At 75.6% G+C, this 22645-nt stretch carries 13 protein-coding genes; 2 read left to right on the top strand and 11 right to left on the bottom strand.

Features of this window, described 5'->3' with window-relative positions; genetic code table 11:
• Positions 1-144: 144 nt before the first annotated feature.
• From ACIPLC_RS21790 to ACIPLC_RS21780, 3 genes are all read right to left on the bottom strand, one after another.
• The gene (locus ACIPLC_RS21790; RefSeq protein ID WP_400474648.1) at positions 145-3069 is read right to left on the bottom strand and encodes an FtsX-like permease family protein; all 2925 of its coding nucleotides are present in this window, start codon (positions 3067-3069) and stop codon (positions 145-147) included.
• Positions 3066-3830: an ABC transporter ATP-binding protein gene (locus tag ACIPLC_RS21785; protein WP_400474647.1), complete on the bottom strand. Its 765-nt coding sequence runs from the start codon at positions 3828-3830 to the stop codon at positions 3066-3068. Before ACIPLC_RS21785 ends, ACIPLC_RS21790 begins: the two co-directional genes overlap by 4 nt.
• Positions 3831-3900: 70 nt before the next feature.
• Positions 3901-4533, bottom strand: a complete 633-nt coding sequence (locus ACIPLC_RS21780) for a PadR family transcriptional regulator (RefSeq protein WP_400474646.1) — start codon at positions 4531-4533, stop codon at positions 3901-3903.
• Between the two features lie 78 nt (positions 4534-4611).
• On the opposite strand from ACIPLC_RS21780, the gene ACIPLC_RS21775 reads away from it, so the two are divergent.
• Positions 4612-5583, top strand: coding sequence for an endonuclease/exonuclease/phosphatase family protein (locus ACIPLC_RS21775; protein WP_400474645.1), 972 nt, complete (start codon positions 4612-4614; stop codon positions 5581-5583).
• Positions 5584-5601: 18 nt separating this feature from the next.
• Here the strand turns inward: ACIPLC_RS21775 and ACIPLC_RS21770 are convergent, their stop codons facing one another.
• The 4 genes from ACIPLC_RS21770 to ACIPLC_RS21755 form a co-directional block, all read right to left on the bottom strand.
• On the bottom strand, positions 5602-6723 hold the full coding sequence (locus tag ACIPLC_RS21770; protein ID WP_400474644.1) for a PP2C family protein-serine/threonine phosphatase: 1122 nt from the start codon (positions 6721-6723) through the stop codon (positions 5602-5604).
• A 254-nt stretch (positions 6724-6977) separates the two neighbouring features.
• Positions 6978-10250: a UvrD-helicase domain-containing protein gene (locus ACIPLC_RS21765; protein WP_400474643.1), complete on the bottom strand. Its 3273-nt coding sequence runs from the start codon at positions 10248-10250 to the stop codon at positions 6978-6980.
• 32 nt (positions 10251-10282) lie between these two features.
• A complete protein-coding gene (locus ACIPLC_RS21760) occupies positions 10283-13603 on the bottom strand; it encodes an ATP-dependent helicase (RefSeq protein WP_400474642.1) in 3321 nt (1106 codons plus the stop codon).
• Positions 13604-13722: 119 nt separating this feature from the next.
• Positions 13723-14085 (bottom strand): MGMT family protein, encoded by a 363-nt coding sequence (locus tag ACIPLC_RS21755; RefSeq protein ID WP_400474641.1) that lies wholly within the window; start codon positions 14083-14085, stop codon positions 13723-13725.
• A 134-nt stretch (positions 14086-14219) separates the two neighbouring features.
• Between ACIPLC_RS21755 and ACIPLC_RS21750 the strand changes: the two genes are divergently transcribed.
• The gene (locus ACIPLC_RS21750; protein WP_400474640.1) at positions 14220-16952 is read left to right on the top strand and encodes a flippase-like domain-containing protein; all 2733 of its coding nucleotides are present in this window, start codon (positions 14220-14222) and stop codon (positions 16950-16952) included.
• 72 nt (positions 16953-17024) lie between these two features.
• On the opposite strand, the gene moeZ is transcribed toward ACIPLC_RS21750, so the two are convergent.
• The 4 genes from moeZ to ACIPLC_RS21730 form a co-directional block, all read right to left on the bottom strand.
• On the bottom strand, positions 17025-18203 hold the full coding sequence (moeZ, locus tag ACIPLC_RS21745) for an adenylyltransferase/sulfurtransferase MoeZ (RefSeq protein WP_400474639.1): 1179 nt from the start codon (positions 18201-18203) through the stop codon (positions 17025-17027).
• A 230-nt stretch (positions 18204-18433) separates the two neighbouring features.
• A complete protein-coding gene (locus ACIPLC_RS21740) occupies positions 18434-19423 on the bottom strand; it encodes an NAD-dependent epimerase/dehydratase family protein (RefSeq protein ID WP_400474638.1) in 990 nt (329 codons plus the stop codon).
• 118 nt (positions 19424-19541) lie between these two features.
• Positions 19542-20642, bottom strand: a complete 1101-nt coding sequence (locus ACIPLC_RS21735) for a hypothetical protein (RefSeq protein ID WP_400474637.1) — start codon at positions 20640-20642, stop codon at positions 19542-19544.
• Positions 20642-22375: a DUF3492 domain-containing protein gene (locus ACIPLC_RS21730; protein ID WP_400474636.1), complete on the bottom strand. Its 1734-nt coding sequence runs from the start codon at positions 22373-22375 to the stop codon at positions 20642-20644. The genes ACIPLC_RS21735 and ACIPLC_RS21730 overlap by 1 nt, the downstream gene beginning before the upstream one ends.
• Positions 22376-22645 lie beyond the last annotated feature (270 nt).

Genomic DNA, 22645 nt, shown 5'->3' with positions numbered 1-22645 from the left:
CGGACGACTTTAGTTCGCCCGTGCGGGTGCCCGCCCCGGCCGTCCGGCTGCCGGGCGCCGTCGGGGCTGTAACCTCCGTCACCCCCGTCCGCGCCCCCGGAGTGGACGGGGCGCGGACGGGGGTGACGGAAGGGTGCACGAACCTCAGCCGGAGCGGCGCAGCAGGGAGATCCGCGAGCGGGTGAGCAGCGCGGCCAGGCCCGCCGCGAGCAGCGGCAGCACCACCACGGTGACCCCGATGGTGAGCCACGGGAAGACCACGACCGACTTGTTGGCGATCATCTCGGCGGGCATCCCGGGGGCGGTGGCCGCCACGCCCTGGACCTTGCGCAGGGCCACCGCCGGCACGATCCCGCAGACGGTGCCGAGCAGGGTGCCCATGGCGGCGATCACCCCGCACTGGAAGCCGGACAGCGTGCGCCGGATCCGGGGCTCGGCGCCGACCGCCGCGAGGGTGGTCAGGTCGCGCTGGGAGTCGGCGGCGGCGAGTCCGGTGGCGATTCCGGCCGCGCCGAGGGCGACGATGCCGGCGAAGATCGACAGTCCGAGGCCGATCAGGTCGGACCTGGACTGGTAGCCGCGCTCGATCGAGAAGACGTCCTGGTCGGTGAGCTTGGCCAGCGCCCCGTTGGCCTTCTGCTGGGCGCCGTCGGAGGGGGCGCCGTCGGGCAACCAGACCGAGCCGGCCGGGGAGGTGGTGAGGCCGAGCCGGGTGGCGGTCTCGGCGCTGATCACGGCTTGGCCGCTGGCCGGCACCGACGCGGACGCGAGGACGGCGTCGACGGCGATCTCGGTGCGGCCGGGCTTCTTGGGGGACGGCCCGGCCGTCCCTTCGATCGGATCGTTCAACTCGACCGCGACCTTGCCGTCCTTGAGGTAGCTCGCGTCGAAGACCACGGCCTTGCCGGCGGCGAGGGCCTGCCCGGCGGCCGGGTCGGTGACGCCGTAGAGGTTGCGCAGCAGGGTGGCGTCGCCCACGGAGAGGTTGCTGAATTGGTTGCCGCGGTGGCCGCTGCTCTGGCAGCGCGGGTCGGTGCCGAGGATGTGCTCCGTCTCGGTGGTGCTGCGCTCGGTGTCGTCGAGGGCGGGGCAGCGCAGTTCCTTGGGCAGCTCGACCCGGATGTAGCCGCAGTCGGTGCCGCCGTCGGCGCAGTCGCCCTTGTAGTTGACGCGCTGGACGTCGGCGCGCGGCCCGAGGGCGGGGATGTTGCGTTCCACCGCGTCGCGCATCTGCGGCAGCAGCTTGCCCTCGGAGGCGGGCAGCCAGCCGCTGCCGAGCATGACGGCGCCGGAGGGGGCGGCGGCGGTGTACTCGCGGCGGTTCCCCTCGTCGTAGCTGGCGAGGTAGACGCTGACCGCGACGGTGCCGGCGACGGCGGCCATCACGGCGGCGACGGCGGGCGCGGTGCGGCCGCGGTGGCGCACCGAGTCGCGCAGGGCGAGCCGGGGGCCGAGCGAGAGCCAGCGGCCGAGCCGGCCGAACAGGCCGACCAGGTAGGGCGTCAGGGCGACCATGCCGAGTTCGGCGACGGCCGAGCCGCCGAGGACGGACAGGCTGCGGTTGGCGAAGCCGCTGGTGGCGCCGAGCAGGGCGAGCGCGGAGCCGCCGCCGACCATCACCAGGCCGACCAGGGCGAGCTTGCGGCTCGGGGGCTTGAGCGAGTCGCGGCCGGTGAGCGCGGCGACGACGTCCTGGCGGGAGGCCTGGACGGCGGGCACGACGGCGGCGAGCAGGCCGGTGACCAGGCCGACCAGGAGCACGCCGAGCAGGTCGAGCGGCTGGAGGTCGAAGTGGCCGAAGCGCTGGCCGGCGTACTCCTCGGCCCGGGTGCGCAGCAGGGCGACCAGGCCGATGCCGAGTCCGAGGCCGACGACGGCGCCGGTGACGCCGAGGACGATGCCGCCGCCGAGGACGACGGCGCGGATGTTGGCTCGCTCACCGCCGCCGGCGGCGAGCAGGCCGAGCTGCCGCCGGGAACGCCTGGCCCCGACGGCGAAGGCGGGGCCCGCGAGGAGGACGATCTCCAGCAGGGCCATGCCGACGACGGTGGCGAGGATGACGACGGAGGTGCGGTCGAGGTAGCCGGGGGCGCCGCCGCGCTTGTCGGCCTCGACGTAGTAGGGCACGTCGGCCCGGGCCGGCGGGTCGAGCAGGACGGCGCGGGAGGCGAGGGTGAAGCCGTAGCCGCCCAGTTCGGTGACCTTGGGCCAGTCGAGGGTGGTGCCGGCGGGGAGCTTGACGAGCCAGCGGGTGGGCGCGTCGGTGCCGGCGTTGCGACCGCGGTCGGCGCCGGGGAGCTTGGCGACCTGGCTGATCAGGGTGCCGGGCCGGGCGATGATCTCGGTGGCCGTCAGTTCACCGGGGTACTCGACGACGCCGGTGATGGTGAAGGGGGTGTCCTCCAGACCGCGGACGGCGGTCTGGTCGCCGACCTTGAGACCGGAGCGGGAGAGGAATTCCCGGGTGACGGCGGCTTCGCGGTCGGTGGTGGGGGCGCGGCCCTTGACCAGGTTGATCCGGCCCTTCCAGACCGGGTCGGTGAGGTCCAGCTCGGTGGTCCCGGTGGTGAGCAGGCCCTGGGAGCTGCCGGCGGCGATGTAGGGGCCCTGCCGCTCGGGCACGAGGGTGGTGCCGGGCGGGAGCAGTTGGCGGGCCAGTTCGGCGGGGTCGGTGTCGAGGCTGCGCTGCTGGGCGGGGGTGTACTGGGGCGCGGCGCCGTCCTTGGCATCGTCCTTGGCGCCGTCCTTGGCGCCGTCCTTGGCATCGTCCTTGGCGCCGTCCTTGGCATCGTCCTTGGTGCTCTTGACGCTCGTGCCCTTGTCGGGGTCGGGCGCCTGCAGGACGGTGGCGCCGCGTTCGAGCATCTGCAGTTCGCCGTCGGCCTGGCCCATGACGCGCACGACGTGTTCGGCGGGTTCGAGGTCGGCGCTGCGGAAGACCACGTCGGCGCCGGTGACGCCGAGGACGGGCAGCGCGACCATGGCGATGACCAGGGCGCTGCGGCCCTTGGCCCGCAGGGCGTCGCGGCGGGCGATGCGCAGGGCGACGCGCCAGGCGCTGAGCTTCACTCGTCCACCTTCATGCTGTTGGTGGCGGCGCTGACGAGCAGGCTGGCGGCGTCCTGGCTGACGCTCTCGTCGACCATGCGGCCGTCGCGCAGGAAGACCACGCGGTCGGCCCAGGCGGCGTGCCGGGCCTCGTGGGTGACCATCATGGCGGCGGCGCCGGCGTCGCAGCGGGCGCGCAGGACGGCGAGGACGGCCTCGCCGGTGGTGGAGTCGAGGGCGCCGGTGGGCTCGTCGGCGAGGACGAGGCGGCGCTCACCGATGAGGGCACGGGCGATGGCGACGCGCTGCTGCTGGCCGCCGGACATGTCGTCGGGGAAGCGGTCGGCGAGCTCGGGGATGCCGAGTTCCTCCAGGGCGGCGAGCGCCTCGCGGCGGGCGGCGCGGGCGGAGAGGCCGTCGAGCTCGCGCGGCAGCGAGATGTTCTCGCCGGCGGTGAGGGCCGGGATCAGGTTGTAGTCCTGGAAGACGTACCCGATGGAGCGGCGGCGGACCTGGGCGAGCTGCTTGCGGTTGAGCCCGCCGAGGGCGACGCCCTCGACGAGGACCTGGCCGGTGGTCGGGGTGTCCAGTCCGCCGGCGAGGGTGAGGAGCGTCGACTTCCCGGAGCCGGACGGGCCCATGACGGCGACGAACTCGCCGGGGTGGACCTTGAGGTCGATGCCGCGCAGGGCCTGGACCTCCGCGGCGCCTTGGCCGTGGACGCGGGTGACGTTCTCCAGGTGCAGTACCGGTGTCTGCGGGGCCGGTTCGGTGTGGGACATGGTTCCCCCCTTGTGCTGGTGGTGGGCTCGGCGTCGGGTCCGGGCCGGTGGTTCGGGTGGGCCGCCGGGGTCAGGTGCGCGAGCGGCGGCGGGCGGGCCGGGCGGCCGTGGCGCCGCCGTCGCGGGCGGCTTCGGCGGCGCGGGCCTGTTCGGTCTCGGCGTGCTGGGAGAGCCGGGTCTCGCAGTGGTCGAGCCAGCGGATCTCGGCCTCGGTCTGGAAGATCATCTGGTCGAGGACGAGCAACCAGGCCAGGTCGTTGCTCGCGGAGGGCGCGGCACCGGGCCGTGGCTCTCCGGAGAGCGCCCGGCCCTTGAGCCGGGTGTAGTCCTGGAGCGCCTTGATGCTGTGCCGGCGCTGGCCCTGGACGACGGCGGAGACGTCCACCCCGGGGACGGTGACGGCCATGGCGAGCTTGATGGCCAGTTCGTCGCGCGGGGGGTTGGTCCGGGGCACCGGGGTGTCGAACCAGGCCCGCAGCTCGGTGCGTCCCTGGTCGGTGACGGCGTAGAACTGGTGGCCCTCCTCGTCCTCTCCGGCGGGCTCGACCAGGCCGTCCCGTTCCAGTCGGGACAGCGTGGTGTAGACCTGCCCGACGTTGAGCGGCCAGGTGGCGCCGGTGCGCGCCTCGAACTCGGTGCGCAGTTGGTAGCCGTAGCGCGGGCCCTGGTCGAGCAGGGCGAGCAGACCGTGTCGGATGGACATACTCAGTATGTATACCCGGTATGCCCTACAGGCTCAAGCCGCGCCCCCGCCCCCGGCGAGCGGGTACCGTCGTGCGGTGTGAGCCAGTTGCGCATCGCCACCTTCAACCTGCTGCACGGTCAGCCGCTCGCCCCGGACGGCGCCCCGCGGCCCTACCCCGCCGACGCCGGCGGGCCGCTGGCGGAGGCGGTCGCCGCGCTGGACGCCGACGTACTGGCCCTCCAGGAGGTGGACCGCCACCAGTCCCGATCCGGCGGCACCGACCAGGCCGCGGTGGCCGCCAAGGCCATGGGGGCCACCGACTGGCGGTTCGCCGCCGCCCTGCACGGGCGCCCGGCGCCGGTCGCGGGCTGGGTGCCGGAGCCCTCGGCGCCCGACGGCCTGCGGGTGTACGGGCCCGGCGACGTGGGCGACGGCGCCCTGCCCTCGTACGGCACCGCACTGCTGACCCGGCTGCCGGTGCGGCACTGGCGGGCCCGCCGGTTCGCCCCGGCGCCGTTCGGACTGCCGCTGCGGGTGGCCGGCCGGCGCGGGCTCACCCCGGTGCCGGACGAGCCGCGGGCGGCGCTGGCCGCCGTACTGGAGGGCGACCACGGCCCGTTCACCGTGGTGGCGGCGCACCTGTCCTTCGTCCCCGGGTGGAACATGGCGCAGCTGGCCGGCATCCGGCGGTGGATCGCGGACCTGCCGCAGCCGTACCTGGTGCTCGGTGACTTCAACCTGGTCGGCGCGGTGCCGCGCACCGTGCTCGGCGGGGCGACCGCGCTGGAGCGCACCGCGCCCCGGGCCCGGGTGCGGGAGCTGCGGGCGGCCCGGCGGGCCCGGCCGGCCCTGGCCGAGTCGCGCCGGCGCCGGGTGCGCGAGCCCCGCCCCCGCCTGCCGGGCTGGTACGACCTGGCCCGCACCCCGACATACCCCTCGCACCGCCCGGCGGTGCAGTTCGACCACGTGCTGGCGGTCGGCGTGCCGCGCGCCGCGGTCGGCCCGGCGGCGGCGCCGCGCACGGCGGTGTCGGACCACCGGCCGCTGCTGGTGGAGGTCTCGCTCTAGCGCTGCTCCAGTGCCGCTCTAGTGTCTGGTCAGGATGCCGTTCTGGCGCGGTAGTTGGGCGCCGGCGGCGGGGGCCGGATCGTACTGGAGGAGCAGCATGGCCGCGTCGTCGCCGAGTTGGCGGCCGACGTGGCGCACCACGTCCTCGTGCAGGCGCTGCAGGACGTCCGCCGGGCGGCCGTCGGCGCAGCGCGGGAGGCGTTCGGCGAGCGGGTAGAAGGCGCCGGAGCGGTCGCGGGCCTCGATCACCCCGTCGGTGAACAGCAGGACCCGGTCGCCGGGCCGCAGCGGCACCCGGTGCACCGGCGGCCGGACGTCGGCCGGGTCGAGGACGCCCAGCGGCGGGACGGTCTCGGCGAGTTCGAGCGGCCGGACGTCCCCGCCGCGCAGCAGCAGCGGCGAGGGGTGGCCGCAGTTGACCAGTTCCGCGGTGCCGTCCGCTCCGACGCCGATCAGCACCAGGGTGACGAACTCCTCCTCCACGCCCGGGTGGTCGTTCTCGTGCAGGGCCCGGTCGAGGCTGACGGCCAGCCAGCCGGCGACCCGGTCCAGTGCGGGTTCCTGGTGCGCGGCCTCGCGGAAGGCGCCGAGGACGGCGGCGGCGGTCTCGACCGCGCCGAGGCCCTTGCCGCGGACGTCGCCGACCACGGCCCGCACCCCGTGCCGGGTGTTGACCACCTCGTACAGGTCGCCGCCGATCCTGGCGTGCGCGGCGGCGGCCTCGTAGTGGACGGCCGCCTGGACGGTGCCGACCCGCTCGGGGACGGGCCGCAGCAGCACCCGGCGGGCGATCGAGGCGACGAGCTGGGCGTCGGCCAACGCCCGCTCCTGGCGCAGCCGCAGGGTGGCGCTGACCCAGCCGATCAGGGCGACCAGCAGGATCGCGAAGACGCTGGCGGCGTGCACGGACTGGTCGAGCGCGTCGCTGCGGAAGGCCATCAGGAAGGCCACCGCCTCGGTGAGGAGGCCGATGGCGAGCGGGTACCAGGTTCGGTGGCTGACCACGGCGGCCAGCGCGGGGACGGCGGTGAGGGCCGGTTCGACCGTCACCTCGGTGTTGCTGACGTAGTCGAGGGCGACGATCAGCGCCATGCCGATGAAGGGCAGCGCGAGCGCCGTCCTCGGCCAGGTGCCGGTCACGCCCGGAGCGGGTCCCGGGGTCGGCCCGGTGAACCGCTCTCTGATCCATCCGGTCGCGCTCAACGTCGGTTACTCCAGCAGAAGACGCCGATGCCCGGGGGCACCTGCGGTGATGACTGAGGGTTAGGGAATGCGGGCCTCGCTGGCGGCCGGAGCACGGGGGTTGACCGGTTACCGACCCCACAATAGGCGCGAAACGTGCATGACGCACAGGTTTCGGGCGCTGCCGTGATGACTTGAATGCTCTGCGTGACTCATTCTTCACTGTTCCCGATCAGGAGCCGTTCCAACTCTTTTCGGTCGGGAAGTCCTGTCGGACGGACGATCCGCCCGCTGCGGACGTACAGGAAGGACGCCGTGACCTGCTCCGGCGGAACGCCCGCCTGCTCGGCCCAGGCGATCCGGTAGACCGCGAGCTGCAACGGGTCGGCGGTCTCCTCGCGGTGGGTCTTCCAGTCCACCACTTCGTAGCGTGACGCGCCACCGGTTACTGACGTCACGTCACCGTCCCGGTAGACCGCGTCGATCCGGCCGCGCACCACCCGCCCCCCGAGCACCAGCTGGAACGGCGCCTCCACCCGGTGCGGCCGGCGCTGGGCGTACGGGGTGCGCAGGAACGCCTCCTTGAGCTGCTCCAGGTCCTGCTCGTCCTCGATGCCGTCGTCGTCGGCGCCGGGCAGCGCGCCCGGCTCGATCAGCAGCAGCGGTTCGATCCGGGACTGCACCCAGGCGTGGAAGCGGGTGCCGCGCCGGGCGGCCGGCTGCGGCGGGCGCGGCATCGGCCGGGCCAGGTCGCGGGCGAAGCCGTCCGGGTCGGCGGCCAGGCGCAGCAGCTGGGTGGCGGACAGCGCGGCGGGCAGCGGCACGTCGCGGGCGGTGCGCCGGGAGCGCTCCAACTCGCCCAGCAGCGCGGTGAGGTCGCGGTCCCAGGAGGCCACCTGGCGCTGGTCCTCGGCGGCCATCGGCTCGGGTTCGGGGGCGGGCGCGCCGGCCAGCCGGGCGTGCACCACCTCGGCGACCCGGCGGCGGGCCAGCTGGGCGGCCGGGTCCAGCGGCAGCGGCCAGGGGCGCTCGACGGGGGCGGCCAGCGCCGGGTTCTCGGCGCCCTTCTCCGGCTGCTCGGCCCAGTGCTCGACCTCCCCGGCACCGGGCCGCCCGCAGTGCTCGCGCAGCTGCTCCAGGAAGGCGGACGGGCCGCGGACGGTCTTCTGGCTGGGCCCCCACCAGTGCCCGGAGGCCAGCAGCAGCGCGCGCGGGCGGGTGAACGCGACGTAGCCCAGGCGCAGCTCCTCGGTGCCGGAGTGCTCGGCCAGCTCCCGCTTGAACGCGGCCATGGCCTTGCCGTCCCAACCGCCGCGCACGTCGGGCAGGGTGTCCGCGTCGCCGCGCAGGGCGTGCGGGAGCACCCGCTTGCTGCTGGTCCAGCGCTCGCGCGAGGTGGCGGACGGGAACGATCCCCTGACCAGGCCGGGGACGGCGACGACGTCCCACTCCAGGCCCTTGGACTTGTGCGCGGTGAGCACCTTCACGGTGTCCTCGCCGCCGGGCAGGCTGCTGTCCAGGCCGCGCTCGTACTCCTGGGCGGCGCGCAGGAAGCCGAGGAAGGCGGCCAGGCCGGGGTCGCCGTCGAGGTCGGAGAAGGAGGCGGCGACGTCCAGGAAGGCGTGCAGGGTCTCGCGCCGCCGGGCGGCCAGCGCCTGCGGGGAGGCGGCGAGTTCGACCTCCAGGCCGGTGACGGCCAGCACCCGGTGCAGCACGTCCATCAGCGGGTCGGCGAGCGAGCGGCGCAGGTCGCGCAGTTCCTGGCCGAGGCGGGCGAGGCGGACCTTCGCCTCGGCGGAGAAGGGGAGTTCGTCGGGCTGCTCCGCGTCGAGGAAGGTCTCCACCGCGTCGGCGAGCGAGACCACCTCGGTGGGGTCGGCCTCGGCGACGGCCGCCGTCAGCGCCTCCACGCCCTCGGGCCGGTCGGTGCGCACCAGGTCGGCGGCCCGGCGCCCGAGCAGGGCGAGGTCGCGCGGGCCGATCCGCCAGCGCGGGCCGATCAGCAGGCGCACCAGCGCGGCGTTGGCGGTCGGGTCCTGGAGCACCTCGCAGACCGCCACCAGGTCGGCCACCTCGGGCAGTTGCAGCAGGCCGCCCAGGCCCACCACCTCGACCGGCACCTCGCGGGCGACCAGCGCCGCGTGGATGTCCGGGAAGGCCGCGCCGCCGCGGCACAGCACGGCGATCCGGCCGGGCGCGGTGCCGGTGCGCACCAGGTGGGCGATCGAGTCGGCGAGCCAGTCGACCTCCTCGGCGTGGGTGGGCAGCAGCGCCGCCCGCACGTAGCCGTCCTGCTCGGCGCCGGGGGCCGGGCGCAGCGCCTCGACGCCCTCGTGCATGGCCCGCAGCGGCGCGGCGAGGTGGTTGGCGAAGGCGAGCAGCCGCCCGCCGCTGCGGCGGTTCTCGCTGAGCGCGTAGCGGGCGGCGGGGCGGCCGTCGGCCTTCGGGAAGTGCCGGGGGAACTCGTCGAGGTTGGCGACGGAGGCGCCGCGCCAGCCGTAGATCGCCTGGCAGGGGTCGCCGACGGCGGTGACGGGGTGGCCGGTGGCGCGGTGGCCGGGGCCGCCGGTATCGGGGCGTGTGCCGTCGGGGCCGCCGGTATCGGGGCGTGTGCCGTCGGGGCCGGCTCCGAACAGGCCGGCCAGCATCAACCGCTGGGCGACCGAGGTGTCCTGGTACTCGTCGAGCAGCACGACCCGGAACTGGCCGCGGAGCAGCGCGCCGACCTCGGGCCGCTGCTGGGCGAGCCGGGCGGCGGCGGCTATCTGGTCGCCGAAGTCCATCAGCCCGGCGGCCTGCTTGCGGCGCCGGTAGTCCTCGACCAGGCGCAGCAGCTCCAGCCGGGCCCGGGCGGTGACGGGCACGGCCCGCAGGTCGTCGTTGGTGAGCTTGACGGTGGCGAGGGTGTCCAGCAGGTCCTCGTCGTGGGCGCGCAGGGTGTCCGGCTCGACCAGGTGCTCGGCGAGTTCGCCGTCCAGCGCGATCAGGTCGGCGACCAGGTTGGCGAAGGTGCCGGTGAGCGCGGGGAACGGGCCGCGGGCGGTGCGCAGCACCCTGGCGGCGAGCTGGAAGCGGGTGGCGTCGGCGAGCAGCCGCACGTCGGGTTCGACGCCGATCCGCAGGCCGTGCTCCTTGAGCAGTCGGCCGGCGAAGGCGTGGTAGGTGGAGATCTCCGGTTCGCCGAGCGGCTCCGCGTCGTCCTCCTCGGCGACGCCGGCTCTCAGCAGGGCGGCGCGCACCCGCTCGGCGAGCTCGCCGGCGGCCTTGTTGGTGAAGGTGAGGCCGAGCACCTCCTCGGGCCGGACGGCGCCGGAGCCGACCAGCCAGACCACCCGGGCGGCCATCACCGTGGTCTTGCCGGAGCCGGCGCCGGCCACGATCACGGCCGGTTCCAGGGGGGCGCCGATGGCCGCCATCTGCTCCCGGTTGAACGGGATGCCCAGCAGCTCCTTGAGCTGGTCGGGATGGCTGAGCACGGCGGTCACCCCGCAACGTTAACCGGAGCGGCGGACAACCTTCACTCGACGAGCTGGGCCCCGTCCCGCTGGGCGGAGCAGCTGCGGCGGAAGGTGCAGCGGTCGCAGCCGCCGCCGGTCTGCGGGACGAAGCGCTCGGCGAGGACCCGGCCGGCCGCGTCGGCGAGCAGGTTCTCGATCCACGGCTCGCCCTCCGGCGGGTCCTGCCGCTGCACCTTGGGGGCGTCCTGGGCGGCCTTGGCGGCGGGCTCGCGCAGGTGGACGAGTTCGGCGCCGCCGGTGGCCGGGGGGCGGTCGGCGAAGCCGGGCAGCTCGTTGAGCGCCCCGGCGCGGACGGCGAGCTGGTAGACGGCGAGCTGCTTGTGCTCGGGCAGCGACTTGTCGGTGGGGATCTGCTTGCCGGTCTTGAAGTCGACCACGTAGGCGCGCCCGGCCGCGTCCTTCTCGACCCGGTCCATCGAGCCGCGGATGCGCACCGAGACGCCGCCGGCGTCGAGGGTGACGTCGAAGCCGTGCTCGGTGGCGACGAGGGCGCGGCCGCGTTCCAGCACGTGCCAGTTGAGGAAGCGCTCCAGGGCGGCGCGGGCCTGGGTCTTCTCCTGCTGGGACTTCCAGGGCGCGTCGAAGGCCAGCGCGTCCCAGACGGTGTCCAGGCGTTCCATCAGGACGGCGAGGTCGGCGGGGGTGCGCCCGGAGCCGACCTCGTCGGCGAGCGCGTGCACGACGTTGCCGAAGCCCTGGGCGGCGGAGCCGGCTCCCCGGGCCTTGACCTCCTTGTCCAGGAACCACTGCAGCGAGCAGTTCTCCAGTTGCTCCAGACCGCTGCCGGACAGCCGCACCGGCAGGTCGGCGCTGCGCAGCGGGTCCGGGGCGGCGGTGGCGTCGGCCAGGCCCCACCAGCGGTCGGGGCGGGCGGCGGGCACCAGCGGCAGGCCCTCGTCGTCGGTGGCGGCGGCGAGGACGGCGAGCCGTTCGGCGGCGGCCCGGCGCAGTTCGGGCGAGCGGGCCGGGTCGACGGTGACGGCCCGCAGTTCGGCGACCAGCGCGGCGACGGACAGCGGGCGGCGCGGGCGGTGGGTGACGTCCTCGACGACGACCGGCGGGGTGCGGCGCACGACCCTGCCGGTGCGCGGGTCGATGTCCTCGCGGTAGAGCTCGCGCAGGAAGCGGGAGGGCTCGTCGCCGTCGTCGGCGGGGGCCTTGACGGCGGTGACGATCAGCCGCTCCCGGGCGCGGGTCGCGGCGACGTAGAAGAGCCGGCGCTCCTCGCCGAGCAGGGCGCCCGGGGAGAGCGGTTCGGCGAGGCCGTCGCGGCCGATCCGGTCGGCCTCCAGCAGGGAGCCGCGGCGGCGCAGGTCGGGCCAGAGGCCGTCCTGGACGCCGGCGACGACGACCAGGCGCCACTCCAGCCCCTTGGAGCGGTGGGCGGTCATCAGCCGGACGGCCTCGGGGCGCACGGCCCGGACGGTGAGGGTGTCGGCGGCGATGTCCTGGGCGTCGAGCTCGGCGAGCAGGTCGAGGGCGCCGCGGTGGCCGGTGACCTGCTCCTCGGCGCGGGCGGCGGTCTCGAAGAGGGCGCACAGCGCGTCGAGGTCGCGGTCGGCGTTGCGGCCGGCGGCGCCGCCGCGCAGGGCGGCCCGTTCCAGGCGCTCGCGCCAGCGGCGGCTGCCGTCCCACAGCTCCCAGAGCGCCTCCTCGGCGGTGCAGCCGCCGGCGAGGCGTTCGCGGACCTTGCGCAGCAGGGTGCCGAGGTCGCGGGCCCGGCGGGCGTGGGCGGGGTCGAGGGCGATCAGCCGCTCGGGTTCGGCGAGGGCCTCGCGCAGGAGGTCGCCGGCCGGGCGCGGGGCGGCGGGGTTCCGGTCGGCGCGCAGGGCGGCGCGTTCCTCCTCGCGCAGGGCCCGGCCGAGGCGGCGCAGGTCGGAGCCGTCGAGGCCGCCGAGCGGGCCGGTGAGCAGGGCGTGGGCCAGCTCGGTGGTGAGCGGGTCGGGCGCGTCGGGGTCGCCGTGCCGGTCGCGGGCGGCCTGCTCGGCGCAGACCCGCAGGGCGAGCAGCAGGTGGGCGACGGCCGGTTCCTCGCGCAGCGGCAGGTCGTCGCCGTCGATCTCCAGCGGGACGCCGGCCGCGCCGAGCGCCCGCCGCACGCCGGGGATGGAGCGGGCGCCGGCCCGGACCAGGACGGCCATCTCGCCCCAGGGCACGCCGTCCTCCAGGTGGGCGCGGCGCAGCAGGTCGGCGATCGAGTCGAGTTCGGCGCCGGGGGTGGGGTAGGTGTAGACCTCGGCCCGGCCGCCCTCGCGGGAGGGCAGCAGCGCGCGGTGCTGGGCGAGCTTGTCGGCGGGCAGCCGGCCCATCGGCATCCGCCGGGCGATCTCCCGGGAGGCGGCGAGCAGGACGGCGCCGGAGCGGCGGGAGACGCGCAGCACCTTGACGTCGGCGGGTTCGCCGTCGGCCCGGCGGAAGGTCTGCGGGAAGTCGAGGATGCCGTTGATGTCGGCGCCGCGGAAGGCGTAGATCGACTGGTCGGGGTCGCCGACCGCGACGAGTTCGCGGCCGCCGCCGGCCAGCTGGCGCAGCAGCCGGACCTGGGAGGGGTCGGTGTCCTGGTACTCGTCGACGAACACCACCTCGTAGCGCCGCCGTAGTTCCTCGCCGACCTCGGGGCGTTCGGCGAGCAGGACGGCCCGGTGGACGAGTTCGGCGTAGTCCAGGACGCCGCGCAGGTCGAGCACGTCGAGGTAGTCGGCGAGGAAGTGCGCGGCGGCGGCCCAGTCGGGGCGCTGGACGCCCTGGGCGAAGCGCTCCAGTTCGGCTTCGCCCAGGCCCAGCTCGCGGCTGCGGGCGAGGACGGCGCGGACCTCGTCGGCGAAGCCGCGGGTGGTCAGGCAGGCCCGCAGGTCGAGCGGCCAGTGGATCCGGGAGCTGCCGAGTTTCGTGTCCTCGGCTCCGCCGGCCAGCAGTTCGCGGACCATGACGTCCTGCTCGGGGCCGGAGAGCAGCCGCAGCGGTTCGGCGTAGTCCTGCGGGTCCTGGTGGGCGCGCAGCAGGGCGTAGCTGAAGGAGTGGAAGGTGGTCGCCTGGGGCGCGGCCGAGGAGAAGGAACCGAGCCGGGCGGACATCCGGTCGCGCAGTTCCATCGCGGCCTTGCGGCTGAAGGTGAGGACGAGGATGCGCTCGGGGTCGGTGCCGTTCTCGATCCGCCGGGCGACGGCCTCGACCAGCGTGGTGGTCTTGCCCGTCCCGGGGCCGGCGAGCACCAGCAGCGGCCCGCCGCCGTGCTCGACCACGGCGCGCTGGTACTCGTCCAGCACGGGCGGGGCGGGCTGGACGAGCGGGCTGCGCACGAGCCGGTAGGGGGAACTCACGGGGGCGGATCCTGGGGTTGTGCTGGAGGCGTGGTCAAGCGGGCCCGCCGGGGCCCGCCCACATCGAGCCTACGATCCTGCCCCGTCAATCCCGCCCGCGCGGCGGTTTCCCGGCATCCTCATTCCGCGGTGCCCGGCTCGCGCCCGTCCCAGCGGGCCCGCCGCAGGTCGACCCGGGGCGGGTCGGCGAGTTCGCGCAGCGGGGTGCCCTCCTCGCCGTAGTGGGCGAGGGCGCGGTGCTCGTGCCCCGGCAGGAAGCGGCCGTCGGCGCGGATCACCCGCCACCAGGGGACCGAGCCGCCGTACAGGGCCATCACCCGGCCGACCTGCCGGGGGCCGCCCTGGCCGAGGTACTCGGCAACGTCCCCGTAGGTCATCACCCTGCCGGGTGGAATCCGCTCGGTCAGATCGAGCACCAGTTCGGCGAAGGGTGGCAGGGCGTCCGGGAGGCCGTCGTCTGTTACGTCCGTCACCTGCGGCATTCTTCCTCACGGGGGCACACCCGCGGCCCCGTACGAACGATCCGCCGCGCCCGATCCGCCCCCTGTCCAGCACAGGGCGCCAGGGCATGCCACCATCTTCGGGGCGGTGAGTGGTGATACGAGGACAAGACCAGATGACCGGGACGGCTGACGTGGGCGTGGACGAGGACTCCGACGAGTCCGCCGCCGCCATGCCCTCGGCGCCCGGTGGTGGGCCCGCGACCGGGCCGACACCGGAAGTCTCCCTGATCAAGGACCTGACGATCAAGACCCCCGCGCCCGCCGAGGCCCCCGAAGAACCCGCCGGACCCGCCGAAGCCCCCGGGGAACCGGCCGCCGCCGAGCCACCGGCCCGGCACCCGCTGCCCGACTACCACGACCCGCTGGACGACACCCCGCACCTGGACGTCGACGAGCCCCTGCTCGCCGCCCGGGCGCACCGCCCGTCCGACCTGATCCGCTTCCTGGCCGGCGTCCTCGGCATAGTCGCCGTCTTCGTGCTGGCGGGCATCGCCACCTCGACCACCACCGGCATCGAACAGGACATCGCCACCAACGCACCGCACTTCTCCGTGGTGCTCTCCACCATCACCGGCCTGCTCTCCAGCGTCGCGGTGCTCGCCGTACCGCTGGCCTTCGCGGTCGAGCGGCTGATCAAACGCGACGGCCTGCGGGTCGCCGACGGCGTGCTCGCCTCGGTGCTCGCCTACGGCGTCTCGCTGGGCATCGACTGGTGGGTGGCCGAGGGCGCCTCCGACCACATCCGGGACGCGCTGACCCGGCTGCCGATGGACAGCAACGGCACCCTCACCGACCCGGTGCACGGCTACCTCGCCCCGGTGATCGCCTACATGACCGCGGTCGGCATGTCGAGCCGCCCCCGGTGGCGGGTCGCCCTGTGGGTGGTGGTGGTCTTCAGCGGGATCACCGAACTGCTCGGCGGCTACACCACCCCGCTGTCCCTGCTGCTCACCGTCCTGATCGGCTGGTCCGTCGCGTACGGCACGCTGTACGCGATCGGCTCCCCCAACATCCGGCCCACCGGCCAGCACCTGATGATCGGCCTGCGCAAGGTCGGCTTCACCCCGGAGAGCGCCCACCGCGCCCCGGACGCCCCCGGTGGCACCCGCCGCTACTACGTCACCCAGCAGAGCGGCCCGCCGCTGGACGTCCACATCATCGACCGCGAGCAGCAGGCCTCCGGCTTCTTCTACCGGGCCTGGCGGCGGCTGCGGCTGCGCTCGGTGGCGGTGCGCCGCAGCCCGCAGTCGCTGCGCCAGGCGCTGGAGCAGGAGGCCCTGATCGCGTACGCGGCGGCCGCCTCGGGCGCCCGCGCGCCGCAGCTGGTCGCCACCTCCGAGCTGGGCCCGGACGCCGCGATCCTGGTCTACGGCAAGGTCGAGGGCCGCATCCTGGACGAGCTCTCCGACGAGGAGGTCACCGACCAGGTGATGGCCTCGCTCTGGGAGTCGGTGGCGGCCCTGCACGAGCGCCGGATCGCCCACCGCCGGCTGACCGGCGAGTCCCTGCTGGTGGTGGACGAGAAGACGGCCTGCCTGGTCAACCTCTCCGGCGGCGACATCGCCGCCACCGACCTGACCCTGCGCATCGACGTCGCCCAGCTGGTCACCACCTTCGCGCTGCGGATCGGCCCGGAGCGGGCCGTCGCCACCGCCAACGCGGTGCTCGGCGCCGACCGGGTCGCCCAGGCGCTGCCGCTGCTCCAGCCGGTCGGGATGAGCCGCTCCACCAGGGTCGACCTCGCGCGGCTCACCAAGGAGCGCAAGACCGTCGCCCGGGCCAGGGCGCTGGAGCAGGTCGCGGCCGGCGAGCGCACCCAGCAGCAGGCCGAGGAGGACATCGCGGTGGCGGGCGAGGACCTGCTGAGCCGCATCCGCGGCCAGATCCTCCAGATCGCCCCCGAGGCGCCGATGGAGCCGGCCAAGCTGGAGCGGCTGAAGCCGAAGAGCCTGATCATGGTGATCGCGCTCACCTTCGCCGCCTACCTGGCGCTGACCACCATCAAGCCGGCCCAGCTCAAGCTCTCCCAGATGAACTGGGTCTGGGCGGCGGCGGCCCTGCTGGCGGCCGCGTTCAGCTACGTCGCCGCCGCGATGAGCCTGACCGGCTTCGTCCCGGAGAAGCTGCCGTTCCGGCGCACCGTCGCGGCCCAGCTGGCCGGCTCCTTCGTCAAGCTGGTCGCGCCCGCCGCGATCGGCGGCATCGCGCTCAACACCCGCTACCTGCAGAAGGCCGGGATCCGCTCCGGCCAGGCGGTGGCCTCGGTCGGCGCCTCCCAGCTGGCTGGCCTGGCCGGACACCTGCTGCTGCTGTTCAGCTTCGGTCTGATCACCGGCAGCCAGACCAACGGCGACCTGTCCGCCTCCCGCGCGGTGATCATCGGCGTGCTGACCGCCGCCGTGCTCGCCCTGGTGGTGGCGGCGGTCGCGCCGCTGCGCCGGTTCGTGCTGGGCCGGCTGCGCTCGCTGTTCTTCGGCGTGGTGCCGCGGATGCTCGACCTGATGCAGACGCCCAGCAAGCTGGTCACCGGCTTCGGCGGCATCCTGCTGCTGACCCTGTCCTTCACCGCCTGCCTGGACGCCTCGGTGCAGGCCTTCGGCGGCGACGTCAGCTTCTCGACGGTCGCGGTGGTCTTCCTGACCGCCAACGCGGCCGGCTCGGCGATCCCCACCCCGGGCGGCATCGGCCCGGTCGAGGTCGCCCTGATCGGCGCCCTGACGGTCGCGGACGTGTCGCCGGCGGTCGCCACCCCGGCGGTCTTCCTCTACCGGGCGCTCACCTTCTGGCTGCCGGTACTGCCGGGCTGGATCTCCTACAACGTGCTGCAGCGCCGCGGCGCGCTCTGAGTCCGGATACGCGGAAGGGCCCGCCGAGGCGGGCCCTTCGCGGTGGACGACCTAGCCTGCGCGGTGCACGACCTAGTAGACCGGCTTGTGCGGCTCGATCTGGTTGACCCAGCCGAGCACGCCGCCGCCCAGGTGGACGGCGTTGGCGAAGCCCGCCGCCTTGACCACGGCCAGCACCTCGGCCGAGCGGACGCCCGACTTGCAGTGCAGCACGATCTTGCGGTCCTGCGGCAGCTTCTCCAGGGCGTCGCCCATGAGGAACTCGTTCTTCGGGATCAGCACCGCGCCGGGGATGTTGACGATCTCGTACTCGCCGGGCTCGCGGACGTCGATCAGGAAGATGTCCTCCTTGTCGTCCTGCCACTGCTTGAGCTGCGCCGAGGTGATGGTCGAACCGGCGGCGGCGGCCTGCGCCTCGTCCGACACGACGCCGCAGAAGGCCTCGTAGTCGATCAGCTCGGTGACCGTCGGGTTCTCGGAGCAGACGGCGCAGTTCGGGTCCTTGCGGACCTTCACCTGGCGGTAGTTCATCTCCAGGGCGTCGTAGATCATCAGCCGGCCGACCAGCGGGTCGCCCACGCCAGCCAGCAGCTTGATCGCCTCGGTGACCTGGATCGAGCCGATGGACGCGCACAGCACGCCCAGCACGCCGCCCTCGGCGCAGGAGGGGACCATGCCCGCCGGCGGGGCCTCCGGGTAGAGGCAGCGGTAGCAGGGGCCGTGCTCGGCCCAGAACACGCTGGCCTGGCCGTCGAAGCGGTAGATCGAGCCCCACACGTACGGCTTGCCGAGCAGCACCGCGGCGTCGTTCACCAGGTAGCGGGTGGCGAAGTTGTCGGTGCCGTCCACGATCAGGTCGTAGCCGGAGAAGATCTCCATGACGTTGGAGTTGTCGAGGCGCTCCTCGTGGAGGATCACGTCGACGTAGGGGTTGATCTCCTTGACCGAGTCCCGCGCCGACTCCGCCTTGGAGCGGCCCACGTCCGACTGGCCGTGGATGATCTGGCGCTGCAGGTTCGACTCGTCGACCACGTCGAACTCGACGATGCCCAGCGTGCCGACACCGGCCGCGGCCAGGTACATCAGCGCGGGCGAGCCCAGGCCGCCGGCGCCGACGCACAGCACCTTGGCGTTCTTCAGCCGCTTCTGCCCGGCCATGCCCACGTCGGGGATGATCAGGTGGCGGGAGTACCTGCGGACCTCGTCAACGGTGAGCTCGTCGGCCGGCTCGACCAGGGGTGGCAACGACACGGGGACTCCGATGGGTGTCTGGTTCGGGTGGCCAGGGCCAGCCTCATGGTGGTTGCTGCGCCGCCACACGGGTGGCTCCTTACGCCAACAGTGTCATGCCCCTCCGGTATTCCGAGACAGCTCGTCCGATGGGCGAGACGGGCTGCGCCGGATCGTGGGACCGCCCGCCGGGCCCCCGGAAGGCGCCCCCGGCCTGTGCCGCCAGGCCCGGGGCGCCTTCCGGTGACCGCTCAGACCCGGCAGGCCGTCTCCAGCCAGACGTCCCCGAGCGACTCCTCCAGCGGCACCTGTGTCCGCCAGCCGAGACGGTCCCGGGCGGTGCGCACGTCCGCCTGCCGCCACGGCACCGGCTCCCCCGCCGCGACCCGGCCCTCCGGCCGGTGGCCCTCCGCACGGTGGCCCGGCAGGTGGTGGCCGGGCAGGTGGTCGCCGCCCGGGCCGCCGGCCTGCGCGGGCAGCAGGACCTGCCGGTTCTCCTCCACGATCGCCCCCTCGAAGCCGGACGCCCGGACCAGCAGCTGGGCCGCGTCCCGGGCCCGGACGGCGTGCCCGCTGCCGATGTTGACCACCCCGGTGGCGGCCGACACCGCCGCCGCCTGGATCGCCCGCGCGACGTCCCGCACGTCCACGAAATCCCGGTATCCGGACAGGTCTGGCATCCGCACCTGGGCCTCGTCCCGTTCCAGGGCCCGCCGCAGCCCCTCCGCGAGCCGCCCGAACAGCGAGGCGGTCGGCGCCCCCGGGCCCACCACGTCGAACACCCGCAGCACCGCCGCGTCCAGGCCCGAGGCCAGCACCAGCTCCGTCCCGGCCAGCTTGGACACCCCGTACGGGCCGACCGGCCGCGGTTCGGCCTGCTCCGACACCGGCACCCCGCCCGGCACCGGCCCGTACTCGGCGGCCGAGCCGACGTGCACCAGCCGGGCCGGCTCCCGGCTGCGCCGGATCGCCTCGCAGACGGTGGCGACGGCCAGCGTGTTCGACCGGATCAGGGTGCGCGAGCTGCCGTAGGTGGCGCCCGCGCAGTTGATCACCACCTGCGGCGCGACCGCGTCCAGGAACCGGGCCAGCGCGCCCGGGCTTCCGGTGGTCAGGTCGAAGCGGATGTCGGCCGAGTCGCGCCGGCCGAGCACCGTCACCTGCAACTCCTGGTCCATGAGCAGACGATCGGTGACCCGGCGGCCGATGAAGCCGTCGGCGCCCAGCAGCAGCACCCTCATCGGGGGCGTCCTTCCACGAAGCGAGGTCGGGGACGACCTGGCGGACTGAAATCAACAGCGGACTGAGAGCAACGAGAGAGGGGACCGGCACCGGGGCCCGGCACCGGCGGGCGGGGGCTCAGCGGTGCGAGCCGGCCCGGCCGAGCACGGCCCAGGCGTACGCCAGCAGCACCGCGGCGACCGCACCGCCGCCGAGCAGCCCGGCCGTCGGACCGGAGCGGCCCAGGGCGAGCAGCCCGAGCGTCGCGGCGGGGCCGGCCAGCGCCCCCGCCGCGGCGGCCGCCGTCCGGCCGCAGCGGGCCAGCAGCGCGGGCAGCACCAGCAGCAGGCCCAGCACGCCCTGCGCCGCCCACTGCGCGGCGCCGGCCCGCTCGGCCGCCAGGTGCAGCAGGCCCCCGCCGTGGCCCGGCCCGGGGCGCGGCGCGACGACGGTCAGCACCGCCAGCGCGGCGAAGGTCAGCACCGTGAGCACCGCCAGGTGCAGGGCGACCGCCACCGGGAGCACCGGCCGCATCCGGGCCCGGAACTCGGCCAGCGTGGCCGCCGCGCCGAGATGGCCGCGGCCGACCTGCCGGTACCAGCGGGCCGCCCGCTCGGCCGATCCGGCCGACACCGCCCCGGCCAGCACCAGCGCGGCGGTCAGCCGCCGGTCCCCGTCCGCCGCGGCCAGCGGGAGCAGCAGCAGCGCGGCCAGGCCCAGCCCGTACCCCAGCGCCGCCGGGCTCCACCGGGAGCCGACCCGGCGCGGGCGCCGCGCCGGGCCCAGCCCGTCCGCCGCGCGGCAGGGGCCGGTGCACGGCGGGCCGGGCTCGGCCGGCGGGTCCGCGGCCAGCGCGGGCGCCAGCACCAGCGGGACGGCGGCCGGCAGCAGCACCGGCCAGCGGGCGCCGAGCGCGACCACGGCCGCGCAGGGCAGCGCGGCCAGCGCGGCGGCGGTCAGCGTCGCCCGGGTGGCGGCGGCGCACTCCCGGCCGCGCGGCGGCTCCGGTGCGGGCGGGCGGCGGGGCACCCGCGCGTACAGCTCCTCGGCGAGGGAGAACAGGTCGGCGTGCCGGCAGCGCGCGGCGGCCTCCGGCCCGAGCCCGGCCTCCTCCAGCCCGGCGGCAATCTCCAGCGGGTCGACGGCCCGCTCGCACAGCGCCCGGTGCTCGGCCATCACCTCGCGTACCGGGTCCCCCACCGGGCGCCCGGGGCCGCCCACCGCCGCGCCGCCCGCCATCAGACGGCCTCCGCGAGGGCGCCGGGGCGGTCTTGCGCGCCGGCGTCGCCGCCCTCGTCCTCCGGCCGGGCGGGCCCGGTCGGCCCGGTCGGCCCGGCGGCCCCGGTGCCGTGGCGGCCGTCGGGGCCGGCCGGCGCGTCCTGACCGTCCCTGCCATCCGGACCATCCCTGCCATCCCGGCCGTCCGGGGCGGCCCGCCCGTCCGGCGCGCGGCGGCCGTCGGCGAGCCAGTACTCGGCGGGCCGGGCGAACGGGCGCGGCGGCTCCCCGGCCGCGCCGCCGGCCCCGCCGCCGGGGAAGGCCGGGTACTGCGAGACCAGTTCCAGGTAGATCTCCCGGAAGGCGCCGATCACCGGCTCCACGGCGAAGCGTTCCTGCGCCCGCAGCCGTCCGGCCAGCCCGAGCCGGGCGCGCCGCTCCTCGTCGCGCAGCAGCGCCAGGCAGGCGCCGGCCAGCGCGCGCGGGTCCCGGGCGGGCACCAGCAGCCCGGTCGGCCCGACCACCTCGCGGGCCACCCCGACGTCGGTGGACACCACCGCCCGGCCGCTGAGCATCGCGTCCGCGAGCAGCCGGGGGCTGCGCTGGGACAGCGCGGAGAAGACGGCCAGCGTGCCGCCCTCCCAGACCTCGGCGAGCGAGCCGGGCCGCCCGGCGAAGTCCACCGCCGCGGTCAGCCCCAGCCGCTCGGCGAGCGCCGCGCAGTGCGCCCGGTAGCCGGGGGCGGCCTCCTCGCCGTGGATCACCAGCCGGGCCCGCGGCAGGTCGGCGCGCACCCGGGCGAAGGCGTGCAGCATCAGTTCGGCGTCCCGCCCCGGCTCCAGCGCGCCCGCCCACACCAGGGTCGGTACGGCGGGCTCGGGGCCGGCCGCCGGGCGGGCCACCGCGGGCGTCCCCTCGTACACCACCCGGGTGCGCGCCGGGTCGGCCCCGCAGCGGCGCTGCCACTGCTGGTCGTGGGCGCTGCCGGGGGTCAGGACGGCCGCCTGCCGGTAGGTCTCCTCGGTGAGCGCCCGGAAGTACGACAGCAGCAGCGCCCGGACCGGCCACCGGTACGGCGCCTCGCGCTGGCCGAGGTACTGCTCGCGCAGGTGCAGGCCGTGCTCGGTGACCACGAACGGCACCCCGTGCAGGTACCGGGCCACCAGCGCGGGCAGCGCCGCGGGGCCGCCGCCGACCACGTGGCACAGGTCGGCGCCGCCGAGGCCGTCGGGCCCGGTGCCGTACCAGGACGCGGACAGCGGCCGCAGGCACTGCTCCAGCAGGTCCGCGGCGACCAGCACGTCGCGGACCAGCGGCTGCCCGGCCGAGGTGTCCGCGCCCGGCAGCCGCCAGACCCGCTCCAGGGTGCGCCGGGCGTGCGCGGAGCCGAGGAAGGCGGGCAGCGTGCCGTCCTCCCGGGCGAGGGCGGCCAGCCGGTACAGCCCGGCCCCGAAGCCGGCCCGCTCCCCCGGCAGCACCAGGGCTCTGACCAGGTCCTCGTACGCCCGGGCGTACTGGCGTCTGCGCAGCGCGCCCGGCACCCGACCGCCCGGCCGGTGCCCCCACAGCGCCAGCTCGCGCACCCCGCGCCAGGCGGGCGACAGCCGCCCGGCGGCGCCCGGGCCGCCCTGGTCGGCCAGCAGGTACAGCCCGAACTCGTGCTCCGGCAGGCCCACGGCCAGCCGGTCGCACCAGCCTCCGGCACCGCGCTGGGGATGTGAACGGGCACCCTCGGTGAGCAGGGCGATGCGCACGGGAGACCTCCAGGGCAGAGCGGATCACGGTCGGGCGGATCGACGGATGGCTTGAGCGGCTTGAGTGGTCACCGGGGCGGCCCCGCACGGCGGCGGGGACGGTCCGGGGACGAGGAGTCCGGTCGGCCGGGTACGACACCGCGACGCTCCCCGGGGCGGGGCACCACCGAGCGGCGGTGCGGCCGTCCGGCCCGACGGTCCGGCCGCGCCCCTCCCGCGATCCGTTCCCCCGGGCGCACGCCCGTTCCGGCGGATCGGGCCCGACCCGCC

This window comes from Kitasatospora sp. NPDC086801 (assembly GCF_044745805.1).
In the GTDB taxonomy this organism is placed as follows: domain Bacteria; phylum Actinomycetota; class Actinomycetes; order Streptomycetales; family Streptomycetaceae; genus Kitasatospora.
Note: the sequence above shows the minus strand (reverse complement) of the source record. Positions and strands in the feature narration are given on the sequence as shown.

What these genes read in the sequence shown, in the direction of transcription:
- ACIPLC_RS21785 (WP_400474647.1), bottom strand. Translation starts at nt 3,830, where the DNA reads ATGTCCCACACCGAACCGGCCCCGCAGACACCGGTACTGCACCTGGAG.
- ACIPLC_RS21780 (WP_400474646.1), bottom strand. Translation starts at nt 4,533, where the DNA reads ATGTCCATCCGACACGGTCTGCTCGCCCTGCTCGACCAGGGCCCGCGC.
- ACIPLC_RS21755 (WP_400474641.1), bottom strand. Translation starts at nt 14,085, where the DNA reads ATGCCGCAGGTGACGGACGTAACAGACGACGGCCTCCCGGACGCCCTG.
- ACIPLC_RS21750 (WP_400474640.1), top strand. Translation starts at nt 14,220, where the DNA reads ATGACCGGGACGGCTGACGTGGGCGTGGACGAGGACTCCGACGAGTCC.
- ACIPLC_RS21740 (WP_400474638.1), bottom strand. Translation starts at nt 19,423, where the DNA reads ATGAGGGTGCTGCTGCTGGGCGCCGACGGCTTCATCGGCCGCCGGGTC.
- ACIPLC_RS21735 (WP_400474637.1), bottom strand. Translation starts at nt 20,642, where the DNA reads ATGGCGGGCGGCGCGGCGGTGGGCGGCCCCGGGCGCCCGGTGGGGGAC.